Annotated in this window: 18 protein-coding genes; 1 reads left to right on the top strand and 17 read right to left on the bottom strand. The window is 60.3% G+C overall.

The window, feature by feature from the left end:
• Window positions 1–12: 12 nt before the first annotated feature.
• The 17 genes from QM685_RS01255 to QM685_RS01175 form a co-directional block, all read right to left on the bottom strand.
• Window positions 13–375: a hypothetical protein gene (locus tag QM685_RS01255; protein ID WP_415112029.1), complete on the bottom strand. Its 363-nt coding sequence runs from the start codon at window positions 373–375 to the stop codon at window positions 13–15.
• Window positions 372–605 (bottom strand): hypothetical protein, encoded by a 234-nt coding sequence (locus QM685_RS01250; protein ID WP_415112028.1) that lies wholly within the window; start codon window positions 603–605, stop codon window positions 372–374. Before QM685_RS01250 ends, QM685_RS01255 begins: the two co-directional genes overlap by 4 nt.
• Window positions 605–913: a hypothetical protein gene (locus tag QM685_RS01245; protein WP_415112027.1), complete on the bottom strand. Its 309-nt coding sequence runs from the start codon at window positions 911–913 to the stop codon at window positions 605–607. The genes QM685_RS01250 and QM685_RS01245 overlap by 1 nt, the downstream gene beginning before the upstream one ends.
• A complete protein-coding gene (locus tag QM685_RS01240) occupies window positions 891–1,307 on the bottom strand; it encodes a DUF5681 domain-containing protein (protein WP_415112026.1) in 417 nt (138 codons plus the stop codon). Before QM685_RS01240 ends, QM685_RS01245 begins: the two co-directional genes overlap by 23 nt.
• Before the next feature lie 30 nt (window positions 1,308–1,337).
• Window positions 1,338–1,727 (bottom strand): single-stranded DNA-binding protein, encoded by a 390-nt coding sequence (locus tag QM685_RS01235; protein WP_415112025.1) that lies wholly within the window; start codon window positions 1,725–1,727, stop codon window positions 1,338–1,340.
• A complete protein-coding gene (locus QM685_RS01230; protein WP_415112024.1) occupies window positions 1,724–1,912 on the bottom strand; it encodes a hypothetical protein in 189 nt (62 codons plus the stop codon). Before QM685_RS01230 ends, QM685_RS01235 begins: the two co-directional genes overlap by 4 nt.
• A gap of 257 nt (window positions 1,913–2,169) precedes the next feature.
• Window positions 2,170–3,291, bottom strand: coding sequence for a helicase RepA family protein (locus QM685_RS01225; RefSeq protein WP_415112023.1), 1,122 nt, complete (start codon window positions 3,289–3,291; stop codon window positions 2,170–2,172).
• A complete protein-coding gene (locus tag QM685_RS01220; protein ID WP_415112022.1) occupies window positions 3,281–4,177 on the bottom strand; it encodes a PriCT-2 domain-containing protein in 897 nt (298 codons plus the stop codon). Before QM685_RS01220 ends, QM685_RS01225 begins: the two co-directional genes overlap by 11 nt.
• The gene (locus QM685_RS01215; RefSeq protein ID WP_415112021.1) at window positions 4,174–4,473 is read right to left on the bottom strand and encodes a helix-turn-helix domain-containing protein; all 300 of its coding nucleotides are present in this window, start codon (window positions 4,471–4,473) and stop codon (window positions 4,174–4,176) included. The genes QM685_RS01220 and QM685_RS01215 overlap by 4 nt, the downstream gene beginning before the upstream one ends.
• A 10-nt stretch (window positions 4,474–4,483) precedes the next feature.
• A complete protein-coding gene (locus tag QM685_RS01210; protein ID WP_415112020.1) occupies window positions 4,484–4,720 on the bottom strand; it encodes a helix-turn-helix domain-containing protein in 237 nt (78 codons plus the stop codon).
• A gap of 120 nt (window positions 4,721–4,840) precedes the next feature.
• Complete coding sequence (locus tag QM685_RS01205) at window positions 4,841–5,476, bottom strand: hypothetical protein (RefSeq protein ID WP_415112019.1); 636 nt, start codon at window positions 5,474–5,476, stop codon at window positions 4,841–4,843.
• A 1-nt stretch (window position 5,477) separates the two neighbouring features.
• Window positions 5,478–5,840, bottom strand: coding sequence for a hypothetical protein (locus tag QM685_RS01200; RefSeq protein ID WP_415112018.1), 363 nt, complete (start codon window positions 5,838–5,840; stop codon window positions 5,478–5,480).
• 156 nt (window positions 5,841–5,996) lie between these two features.
• Window positions 5,997–6,719 carry a hypothetical protein gene (locus tag QM685_RS01195; protein ID WP_415112017.1) on the bottom strand — a complete coding sequence of 241 codons (723 nt, stop codon included), beginning with the start codon at window positions 6,717–6,719 and terminating at the stop codon, window positions 5,997–5,999.
• A gap of 263 nt (window positions 6,720–6,982) precedes the next feature.
• Window positions 6,983–7,138, bottom strand: a complete 156-nt coding sequence (locus QM685_RS01190; RefSeq protein WP_415112016.1) for a hypothetical protein — start codon at window positions 7,136–7,138, stop codon at window positions 6,983–6,985.
• 88 nt (window positions 7,139–7,226) lie between these two features.
• On the bottom strand, window positions 7,227–7,628 hold the full coding sequence (locus QM685_RS01185) for a hypothetical protein (RefSeq protein WP_415112015.1): 402 nt from the start codon (window positions 7,626–7,628) through the stop codon (window positions 7,227–7,229).
• Between the two features lie 82 nt (window positions 7,629–7,710).
• Window positions 7,711–9,069, bottom strand: coding sequence for a tyrosine-type recombinase/integrase (locus tag QM685_RS01180; protein WP_415112014.1), 1,359 nt, complete (start codon window positions 9,067–9,069; stop codon window positions 7,711–7,713).
• A gap of 320 nt (window positions 9,070–9,389) precedes the next feature.
• Complete coding sequence (locus QM685_RS01175) at window positions 9,390–10,910, bottom strand: diguanylate cyclase (RefSeq protein ID WP_415112013.1); 1,521 nt, start codon at window positions 10,908–10,910, stop codon at window positions 9,390–9,392.
• A 419-nt stretch (window positions 10,911–11,329) separates the two neighbouring features.
• On the opposite strand from QM685_RS01175, the gene QM685_RS01170 reads away from it, so the two are divergent.
• Window positions 11,330–11,917 (top strand): LysE family translocator, encoded by a 588-nt coding sequence (locus QM685_RS01170; protein ID WP_415112012.1) that lies wholly within the window; start codon window positions 11,330–11,332, stop codon window positions 11,915–11,917.
• The last annotated feature ends 6 nt before the right edge of the window (window positions 11,918–11,923 follow it).

The raw sequence follows: 11,923 nt of genomic DNA, 5'->3' as shown, positions 1-11,923 counted from the left end.
AGATTCCCCCTGTTAATGGATCGAGACTTCCACGCGCTCACCGTCGGGTGATTCGCGCATCGGCGGTTCGGCGATGGCAGCCGCGGCGGCTTCCATCTCTGCGACATGTTGCTGAGTGAAGGCCAGCACTGCACGAGCCGCCTCGACGGGGTCGGAGATCCCTGTTGTGAGTTCGTTCAGGCGGTGCGCGATGTACGTGTGCAGCGCGTTCAGTTCCTGAATGGCGAGGCTCATGTATCGCTGCGCGTCACTATCGGGAGCGAGTTCGTTCGTCACCGGTATGAGGTGCGCGGCGACAACCCGCACCTGCGACAAGGCGGTACTAAACGCGTGATCAAAACGGGCGCACATGATGTGCATGTCTGCGTCTTTCATTTCAGATCTCCATGACGTGATTCAGCGATGCAGGCGTTGAGGCCTTCCAGCGTTGCTCCTTCCGGCACCGCTTTGAATGGGCCAAACTGCCCACGACCTAACCTGGCAAAGAGATGAGGCCGGTTCTCGGGGTCACCCAGCGCGGTAATCACAATCAAGGAAACGGAATCCTGAGGGGGTTGCCGACGCTCCAGTTGCTCAATCCGCGTTCTGAGATTGCTGCTAGCCATTACGTTGCCCTCCAATGATCACAATTCAGCTTTTCGTCCGCGTCGGTCGCGGCACCTGTCCGCACCTTGCGAAAGAGAAACCTGCCTGCCACACCTTGACGCCTGATCTCGGCAATCGCCTGTTGCTCCAATTCGGATGCGGACTGGCCTACTGAGCACGGCATATAGACTCCATTGACCGTGATGCCCGCAAAGCCACCTCCATCGTCCGGTGCGATGAGCCTGCGAATGATGATCGGCCGCTCGCACTTGCCCACTCGTTGCTCCAGGCACGCAACGCGCGCCTTAAGATTGCTGTTGCTTGCCATCGCCAGTGCCCTCCAAGGCCTCGATGCGTTTCACGAGATCGTCGACTTCGACAATCCTCATCTGCGCGGTAACGACCTGCATCACCGCGGCTGCTTCGTCGGGCGTGATCTCTCCCGCCGCCATTGCTTGCAAAACCGTTTCGCCCATCTCCGCCGGCGTGCCGTTCAAGCCGCTGAGGCTGATCGGCTGGTCCTTTGCCTTGATCGCCGGAATGCACCGATCGATACAGATGCGCAGGGCAGTCGTATCGCCAGCCAACGCCAGCTCGACCGCTTTCTTCACCAGATCCGCGGCGTGCGGCTGCAGCAGTTCGCGCAGCGCCGTGCGCTTGTCCCTGGCCCCCTTGGGCTTGCCCGCTGGATTGCCGCTTTCGCCTTTTCTGAATCGCGCCATTGTTCTGAAATGCCCCTGAAAAAATCACACTCAGAAGTCGAGCGCGTCATCGCTCATTGAAGGTGCGCGTGTAGGCCGTTCATCAGCGCCACATTCGGCAACCGACTTGCGCTTGCGAGCCACGTGATAGGCCGTCAGGACCTTCGAGGCGACCATGCTGACGCTGGGCTTCACCGAGCCGTCCCGAGCCTCGTACGTGCCGATCTTGAGTGTCCCAGCGAGCGAGACGCTGTCGCCATCATCGAGCGCCAGCAAAGCTGCCTTCGCGGAATCGCTGAACGCCACCACGTTCACGAACAGGCTCTCGCCTTCGCCGTCTGCTGCGCGAACGTTCGCGATCACGAATGTCTTGCCGGCATTCGAGCGGCGTTCCTCCGGCGTCTTCCACAGCTTTCCCGTTACCAGTGCGTCAATGCTCATTTCGGTTCTCCTGCTTGCATGAGGCGCCATAGCTCCCGGCGCTGCGATTCGGCTACCTTGTCGCCAAACTTCCGGCGCACCCGCTCGACGATCGCGCGTGCCGGTTTGTAGTCGCCGCGCTTTCCGGCGTGTACGGCTTTAATGAAGTCGCTCCAGGATTTGAGCCGTTCGTCTGTCTTACTCATCTGCATCTCCGTAGCGGTACACCGAGGTACACGAGGTACACGAGGTACACCCCTATAGGGTGGTGTACCTAAACGTACCTTTTCCTTGGGTACCTGTACCCCCGGGTACCCTTCGCGTACCTCCTGTACCTCGCCCGCCAGCAAAGGATTTGCGATATCTGCGCTCGCGTACCTTTGGACAGAGAACAGACGTCGATGAAGAAAAAAGCACGATCGTGAGGTACTCGAAAATTTGGTGGTTTTGAGGGCAGAATTGGTCATTTGGCAACCTCCGCGATGCAGACCATTCCGGCTGCGTCGTGAATGGCACTCGCAGTGACGAGCGCTTTCATCGCACGATAGATTGGCCCCTTGGCGTAGCGACCTTCGAAATGCCCGACCACTTCGGATTTTTTGACGCCCACCTTGCGTGTCGCGAGAAATTCGACGACTGCGCCTTCGACTTCACCCATGCGCTTGCCCTTCGAGCGCTCGGGAGCATCCGCAGGCGCGACGACACACGTAGTCGCAGGAGAGCCCCATTTCGTCATGCCGAGTTCGATGACGTCGAGCCGAAATCCGATGCGCTCTCCCTTGGTGCCGAGGTCGCGAACCTTGGTGATTTCGGCGCACCGGCTGGTTGGTGAATCTGTGATTTCGATCTCGGCGTCGACGGCGGCACGCACGCCCGACCATCCGCGCGAGCCTGCGGCGGCGTTTTTGCCGCTGTGGTGGATGAGCAGGAAGTGGGCTTTGCACTCGGTCCGAATGCGGTCAAAGCGCTCAATGACGCGGCTCATGTCCTGACCGGCGTTCTCGTTCGCGCCGGCGCTTATCCGCGCAAGTGTGTCGCCCACGATCAGCCTGACCTTCCGACCACGCTGCGCTTCGAGTCGCTGGACGGTGGCAATGATCGAGGAAGCGTCGGCATCGCTCTCGAACAGGTTCACCGGGTTCTGCACAATCGCGAAATTGGGCACGCGCACGTCATGGTGCAGTTGGTAGGCCTGCAGGCGACTACGCACCGAAGCAGGCGACTCGGCGGCCAGATAGACCACCATGCCGGGCTCCGTGCGCTTACCCATCCACTCGACGCCCCTTGCTACGGCGGCGGCGAGGTCGATCACAAGGAAAGTCTTGCCGCTGTTGGAGTCGCCATATAGAACACTGCCACCACCGACGGTCAGCAGCCCTTGGACCAGTTCGTCCGGAGGCGTAAATTCGCCCGGCAGCTCATCGGCGAAGGTGACGCTCAGTGGCAAATCGTTCGCCAGCACATGTGCGTGTCCCGGTTGGAGGTTGCGCTCCGAGGCTTTGGCTATGCGTCGGCCATTTGCCACGGCGAGGTGCATCGCGTCCGCGCCACCCTCGACGGCGATATCGTTCAGATCACGCCCCATGGCTGGCCTCCACAAGCGTGACTTCACGATCCGCAAGAGCCCATCGCTCTCCGCATGACTCGGCGGCGCGCTCGCCTGCGGCATCAGCGTCGACACCGATCGTCAGGGCGTCGACACCGGATAGCGGCGGCAGCTTCGAGAGATTTCCGGCGTCGATCAATGCCCACGCCGGCTGGATAACGCGCGCGAGGCTCAGCGCAGTCTCGATGCCCTCAGCAACCGCCAGTCCGTGCGAGACGGCTTCGTCGGGCCACAGGCGAATCACGCCGCCAGCCTTGCGATGGCCGCCGAGCAGCATCCGCGGCGGATCGATATCGGCCTTGGTGCCGTCGGCGTTGATCCACGTGCGGTGCAGACTGATGGCAACAGCCGAGACGACGTCCGTTACCAGAGCGACCAGGCATGGCCCCGTATAGCCCGCGGGATGGCGCGCAGCAGGATCGAACCGCAGATCGCCATCGGACGGCGGCAGCGCGCAGGCGCGAGCCTCAAGATAGGCGCGGCCGACGTCCTGCACCGTGCCCAACGACTGCCAGTAGGCCAGCCACTGCGGCGCAAGCGTTTCGCGGATCTCGCGAGCGGATTCAGGCTGGCGGCCTGGCGCCGGCACGGGCCGTTGTATCGACGACGAATCCGTCCAGCCGGCGCCAAATGCTTCGCGAAACAGTGTCGCGGCGCCAATGCCACCCGTTGGCTTGAACGAACGCCAGACGGTCCGCGCCTCGGATTCGCCGCCGAAATTGCTGCCCGACGCACACCAGTCGATCCAGTCGGAGAGATCGAGGCCGGCAGCCTTGGCAGCCATGCCAATTCGGACCCAAGCGGCACGGTCACAACCGGCGTCGAGATGGAAAAGCGCGGAGCGAGCGCGGTCGATTTCGTTCATGCGCGCGCCTCGCTCATCAGGTGGTAGCGCGCAACGCGATGCTCACCGCCCTCGGGCGTCATCTCATTCGACCAGACGGTTACAATCTCGTGGCCGCAGCGCCGCAGTTCCATCACACGCGCGGCCGGGTGCATTACGTCGATCATGTGACGTACGTCGAGCGTCGAAAGCGAGCCGTAGCGCCGAAGAAAATCGAGAATGCGGCTGCGCTGAGCAGCGGCGTCGTTGCTATACTGCAGGTTGAGATTTCTTTTGGCCGCGCTCTCTGGAGTCGCGGCTTTTTGTTTTTGGGCCATGGCGAGCCCCTTATGCAGCGATCAAACGCGGTTCATTGCCTTCGATGAGTGCGCGCAGATCACTCACGCGCCAAGCAAGGCGACCGTTGATACGAACCGGCCTGATCGGACCATTCTCCAGGCAGGCCCACTTGCGGAGCGTTTGAGGTTTGCGGTTGATGACCGCGGCTGCTTCGTCGGTCGTCACCACCGGTTCGATCCCGAGCGTGGCAAGTCTGGAGTTAGCGGTTGACAGGCTGGCTTGCATCGTCGTTTCCTTTCCCGCATTGTGCGGTCCGTTGATCGATGAGCCATTTTTAGGCATGCGTTGCTGGCGGGTAAGTGCGGGGATTTCACTTTCCCTATCGATGCCGCGCCAGACAAGGCATTAGCCGTGTGTTACAGAGAAGCGAATTAGCTTTGAGCCGTCAATCGGTGGCGCGCTACCGTTGCTGGGTTGAATCGATACGAGGTAGTCGGCGCATTTTTCCGCCCCCCAAAGGAGTCGGCGAAACATATCGGGGTCGTGCATGTTCGGTGGAGCTTCCACGGCTTCTGCGATAATCGAAAGCGCCATCCAGAAATGCAGAACTGGCTCGAATTCGCGACGCAACTCTTCGAAATATTTTCGGTCGACCCTGTCAGAATGTGCGTCTGGGTATGCCTTGGTCAGCGTCTTCCTCGTTTTTTTGTATACGTCGGCCTTCAGCTCTGCTGCGGCCCGATAAGCCTTAGCCAGTGATGGCTTTGAGTCTGGAGCCGCCTGGTACATATGGACGAACGGAAAAGCAGCGGCAACCCCGGCCCGCCTTGCCTGTACCGCACGCTTTACGATCTCTGGCCGAGAGAGGCCTGAAGACGTAATTGCCAAGTATTCGTCAACTGCCAATGTGACGGGCGCGCCTCCCGCGCAGGCTTCGTCACACCGCAGATAAATCTCGTGCGCTGTACGTGCAGCAGCATCGTTGGGAAATCCCATGAGCGCCTGAAGGGCGCTCGGTGTAATTGGCGGCGCAACTGTCATCCTAATAGTAGTCCTCGTTTGCCGGCGCCCGTACTTCGAATCGCCTCAGTTGCCATCCACGAATCTGCACCAATGCTTGCGCCCATTGCACCGGCGTCAGTATGCGCCAGCCACGCTCGGGGCGCGGCCACATCCGCTTCACACGGAAGCTCTTGATATCGGACCAATTTGGGTTTGCCGGATTCGCCTCTGGCGCCGGCGTGTAGAGCGCCACGTACGCAGGCACATTTGCGAGTTGCGCAAGCTGCTGCATGACTCCAGCAGGCTTCTCCTGCCCAATGTCGCGTGCAACCTCGACGAGAGCCAGCGGAACCTTCCTTGCGTTGTCATACTCGGTGAAAAGCACCGAATCGAGATCAACCATCGTTAGCGATTCTGCTTGATCGCGGCAAATATAACGGCTGATTGACTGCGCGCGGTGCCAGACGCCGTAGGCTCGGTCCCGCGTGTCATAGCGCTCAGTTCGCATGAGACGCTCCCAAAAAAGAAGGCCTTGACGAAACGCCAGGGCCATTTGAGATTAATAAAGCGGTTTACATCCTTGCGCCGCGTATTCTCTGTAATGCTTCATGCGCCTCTCAAGCAGCTTAGGAGCAACGCCGCGCCCCAAGAATGCAGCTCGTTGAGGTGTCGCCAGCATGTAATCTGGAACATCCCGATATTGCCCAGCATGTAATGGGCGCACCGTATACTTGGAGCGATGCTTAACATGCGCGCGCAAATATTCAATTGCCTCGTCTATTTCACTTTCCCGGCATTTCCCGGTATCTGTACGCACAAAACGCTCCCCGGGACGGATTTTATTCCAGGCATAGCGGTCGGCTAATACTTCGTTGATAAATCGGAGCCGGCGAACACACTTGTTGCGCACCTCAATATCCTTGATTAGCATCACATCGATGCCATCGACGTTATCCATGCGATGGCCGATTTCGTGCCAAAGGACGAAGGGGTAAATCTCATGATCTTCGAGCTGAGACCAGTCTAATTCAGGCCGCAGGGGGCCTGCCGCTCGTAGCCGGCCGATGTCGATTGAGTTGGCTAGCGTAATCTGCGCCTGCTCTTCCCAGCAAGAGTCAGGATCTGTGGCATCCTGACATATCAGCAGCGCAAAAGGGGAAAACTCTCCCCAGCATCCCATATGCGTATAGGTCGACAAATTGAGCGCTATTCCGTGGGCCTTAGCGATCTCGGCAAATGCGCGATATTGCCTCTTTGTGATGCGCAATGTCCGCTTATCCATGGCGCGCCTCCCGCTTTTCTTCTTCGTCGGTCAGCACGTCGCCTCTAATCGGTGTGAGACTACAGTCCCGAGCAAATGCGAATCTGCACATTCTACTTTGGCCCGATTTTACGTCCCGACCTGATACGCGAGATCCGATAAATTCGATACGCCAATCCCGATCCGCAGTGGCGCTCGCCTCAATCACCCGCACCAGCAGCCCGATCCGCTCTGGCACCCCGCACTTCGTCACAATCGCCAGATCTCCTGGCTTGCACCGGAGCTTAGCCATGGCTCACCTCGGCGCGGGACAAGTCGGCGAGACGGCGCAGCGCGTCACCAGTTACGTCGAGCGCATTCTGATACGTCGGCGCCAGCGCGGCGGCGCGAATGATTTCCAAGGGTCGGGCAGCGACGCTCGGTAAAATGACATCAGCCATGGTACGGACCTCCTATATAGGCCGCGTTGTGGTCAGGCGATCTTGGTGCTGCAACACCTCGATCGCCGCTTTTCAGGTAGCCGCCGTTCTATCTGGTGACGGTCCCTTTTCCCATAAATTCGCTCAACACTTCAAAGAACCCCGAAATCGTACCTTCCGAGGCACACGCGGAAACACGCTGCGCCCACCGAGACATCGCTAAGGTGATGTAAGCGACAATGTGCTCCGGGTACTCACTGTTCGGATTATTCATAAGGTCCAGTAACTCGAACGCGTATGCGCGCCCCAAAACCTGATGCGCATGCCAATAGTCAGTCTTCGGCGGTACGACATCCCACCAAACAAAGCGCCCCCGCTCATCGCGACTGGTGAAGTTAAGATCTTCGGGCTTAAGCGGACAACCGGGCGTTACGACCCATTTCGTTTGCCGTGTTGCCTCAAACATACCGCTTTGCCGATCGACAAATCGGATAATATTTTCCCTAGCCATTATCAAGCTCCTTTATAGCTTGTCTGTGGTCAGGTGCCGGATCGTGTTACCGCACTTTCCGACACCGCTTTGCCTGAAATCGTCAGGCGGCGGTTGATAACTTCTCTTCGCCCTTCTTCGCCGGTTCGAACTCAATATCGGCTTCTCCCAGCATCCAAGCCTCAATCTTCGTGTGCCACACACGCAGCAAGTCGAGTGGGCGGCGCCGGTAGTGTTTCTCCGCGATCGCTGACGGCTTATGCCCCTGGATCTGTGCCACCACGCCGATCGGACATTCGACCCATTCCGCCAGCGTCCCGAAGGACCGGCGCAATCCGTGGAGGCTGACATGCGGAAGGCCGGCCGCAGCAAGCGCCTGATTGTGTGCAAGGCGCGGCTCCGCCAGCTTTCCGTCGGCCGCCGTCTTGCTCCAAAACACCCACGGCGACGGTTGCCAATCCGGTTCATCGTCGCTGCCGATTTTCCGCGGCGGCGGGGTCTCGTTGATCCGTTTGAGGTTAAATAAAAGCGTCGCCAGATACGGCGTCAGCGGGATGGTGCGCACGCCCTCCACCTTGTCGCGGATGACCAGACTGTTCCATCGGAAGTCGACGTCAGTCCACCGGAGCGCGGCCATTTCTTCTCTTCGTGCTCCGGTGATGAGTAACGCCTGCAGATACGCATTGATGACGGGATTTTCGATCGCGCGCACGGCGCCGAACCACGCCTGCAACTGCTCGCGCTGCAAGACGTCGCCGGCTTTCGCCTCGACCTTGGGAACGGCGTCGCGGACCTTGCGCGTCTGATAGGTGTCGTCGGGAATGACGCCGCGGTATGCATCGGTGTCGTTGGCCCATCGCACGAAGCCTCGATACAGGCGGAACGACAGCGCGGTCATCGTTGGGCGCTCGGCCGCTTCGGATTCGATGACTGCAGCAATGTTGGAGCCGGTGAGTTCGGAAAGCTTGAGCGGCCTCAATTGGGCCAACGGGCCAGCGACGGTCACCCCTTTGCCGCGCTTACGAGGCTCACCGCCTGCGCTCGCGTGCTGGACGTGGTCCTGATAGTGGCGTTCGCTCCACTTTGGCCGGCGCTCCGCCAGATATACGTCCCACGCGTCGCCAAAGGTAACCATCTGCCGCTCGGCTTCAGTTCTCTTTGCCTCGCGCGTCGCCTTCTGCTGAGCGGCGTGCTCGCGCGGATCAGTGCCGGCATCGATCAGTATCTGTAGCCGACGGGCTTCGCCTCGGGCCTTCTCGATCGCCCAATCCTTCGGGTCACCGATGGTCACGCGGATCGTCTGACCGTCCAGCTTGCCCTGATAGATATATGCGCGGGCACCGTTGCGTGTAACGCGGACGCCGAGGCCGGACGCTTTCTGGTCCCAGAGGAACGCCTGCGGCTTCCCATCAGGACAAGAATGGTCCGCAACCCGCTGCGCCGTGAAATTGACCTTTGCCACCCTCTTCAAGCTCCCCGAACCGGCCTTAGGCGATCCATGTAACCGCCGTGTAACCCCATTCTAGGATAGCAAATCAACAAGCGTCAATTAAAAAGTAGCCGGAACAGCAGCGTTAACCACTGATAACAAAGGAATTTACAGATATGAGGAATTTCGATCAACAACGCGGAATTCCAACTTGCCCGGACTCTTAATCCGTAGGTCGAGTGTTCGAGTCACTCACGCCCCACCAAAGAATTCCAAAGGGTTGCACGCGAAAGCGTCGCAGCCCTTTTTCATTTCCGCGCAAAAAATGCAGGGTAAAACGACCGTCCTCATCCTCACCCCACCCCCATCTGCGCAACCATATTCCTCCCCCCTGCCTTCGCCGAATACAACGCCTCATCGGCAGCCCGAATCACCACACTGACATCCGTTTCCAGATCCGGCCGCCACGTCGTCGCGCCGATGCTGACCGTCACGCGACCGAACTCGCAGCCCACGTGCGCGATCCCCAGCTCGCCGATTGCCGCCCGTATGTTCTCGCCGACCACCGCGGCCCCGGCCGCGTCGGTGTCCGGCAGCACGACGATGAATTCCTCCCCGCCGTATCGGCCGACGCAATCGCCCGGCCGCAGAATCGCTCGTCTGATGCAGCGCGCGACCTCGATCAGCGCCGCGTCACCGGCCTGGTGGCCGTAGGTGTCGTTGTACGCCTTGAAGTGATCGATATCGACGAAGAGCAGCGACAACACGCTGCCCGTGCGCCGCGCGCGCAGCCATTCGCGGTCGAGCGTTTCGCATAGCGCGCGGCGATTGGGCAGAGCGGTGAGTCCATCGGTGCCGGCGAGCCGTTCCAGTTCCAGCTCCACGCGCTGCCGTCGCCGCAACTCGGCGGCAAGCCACACCGACAGCACCACGACGCCGATGCCGAAGATCAGCATCAGCGACCCGATCATGAGCGCGCGCTCCCACCAGCTCGCATAAATATCCGCGGTGGACTCGGCGACCAGCACGATCAGCGGCAGTTGCGGAATCCGTCTGAACGAATAGAGCCGCTCGACGCCATCGAGCGGCGAGTTCGCGCTAAAGCTGCCCTCGTCCTTCGCGAGCAGCTTCTGGAAGAAGCCGGTTTTGCTGATGTCGCGGCCGGTTACGTGTCTGTCGTCCGGCCTGCGGACGATGACCGTGCCATCCGTTCTGATGACCGAGACCGAGCCATGCTGCCCGAGCCTCAGGTCGGCGAACAGGCTCGTGAAATACCCTTCGTCGATGCCGAGCGCAACGATGCCCGCAAACGAACCGTCATGACGCGACAGGCGCCGGCTCAACGCGATACTGCGCGAGCCCGGCCTGAGCCGCGAGTCGTACGGCGCGCTGACATCGAGCTCGACGCTCGGGTCATCGCGATGAATCTGGAAGTACGGGCGATCCGCCAGATTGCCGCCGCGCGTCACGTCGTTTTCCGAATCCAACACGACGTTGCCCGCTGCGTCGATCACGACCATCGTGCCCACGTACTGTCCGGTGGCCGCGCGATCGAACAGGATTTCGCGCCGCAGACGCGGCGAGTCCAGCACGCCCGGCCGGGCGAGGCCATCGGCGACGGCCTGCAGCGACAGCGCGTAAAGCTCGAAATTGCGCGCGATGTCGCGCTCGGTGATCGTCGCGACGTCGCGTGACGAATCGAGCGCGCGCGCGATCGCATCCTCGCGGCTCTGGTATAGCGAATAGCCGCATAAGCCGAGCATCGCCAGCACCACGCCACATCCCGCGTAGACGACACCGTGGCGCGGCATCCGCAGTCCGCGCACCCGCGCCCTCAACGCGCGAGGGATGCCCGCTAGCTTCTCGATGATCATGTGCTCAACGTGTCCAACGCCGGGAGTCAGTTTGTCGAAGTACGCACGGTTGCGGCCTGTTGGAACGGAGCTGGTCTTTTCGCCAGCCATCGAAAGAAACGCACCGACAGCGGCTTCCCCGGTCTGTTTATCGGGCGGATTAATGATCTGCTTTATAGGGGCATATCATAGGTTTCCACCAGGATGAATTACCGGGTAATCTAAAAATCCTCTTTATTCGGCAACGTTTGCGCGTACTACAAAAGCTGAATCACGCTATTCGTCAAGCGCCGTCGCACTATCTTTTTGTGAATGAGTCACCGGTTTTTGCGGTTGGTCACTGCTTTCCCCCGGAGCAATTTCCTTCAATACGGAATGCCGTCGTCTCGCTACCGTTGAGCATTGCAATCCATTTGCGCACTCACGTACCGAGGCATCCGATGACCGCATTACTCTCGATGGCCGCGTTCGCGCTCGCCTGTTCCATTTCCCCCGGCCCGGTAAACGTCGTCGCGCTGAGTTCAGGCGCGCAGCATGGGCTCGCCGCGAGCCTGCGGCACGTCACCGGCGCGACTGTCGGCTTCACCGTGCTGCTTCTGCTGATCGGCCTGGGGCTGCAGGCATTGCTTGCGCACTTTCCGAATCTGATCGAGATCGTCAAATGGGCGGGCGTCGTGTTTCTGTTTTATATGGCCTCCAGACTCGCCGTCGATAACGGCCAGCTCGGCGCGGACACGCCGGCTCGCGGACCGTCGTTCGCGCACGGCGCGGCGATGCAATGGCTCAATCCGAAAGCATGGCTCGCGTCGCTGGCCGGCATGGGCGCGTATGCGGCCAACGGCGACGGCAGGCTCGTCTGGCAATTCGCGGCGCTCTACTTCGTGATCTGCTATGTGTCGATCGCCAGTTGGGCCTATGCCGGCACGTTTCTGCGCAAATATCTGCGCGACGCGAAGCGGGTCAGGCTGTTCAATCGCGCGATGGCGATGCTGCTCGCCGCGAGCGCGCTGTATCTGCTGGTGGAGTGAAGCGGG

It is taken from the genome of Paraburkholderia sp. (assembly GCF_047605525.1).
Lineage (GTDB): Bacteria > Pseudomonadota > Gammaproteobacteria > Burkholderiales > Burkholderiaceae > Paraburkholderia.
The sequence above is the reverse complement of the archived record's forward strand: the minus strand, read 5'-3'. Positions and strand labels throughout refer to the sequence as shown.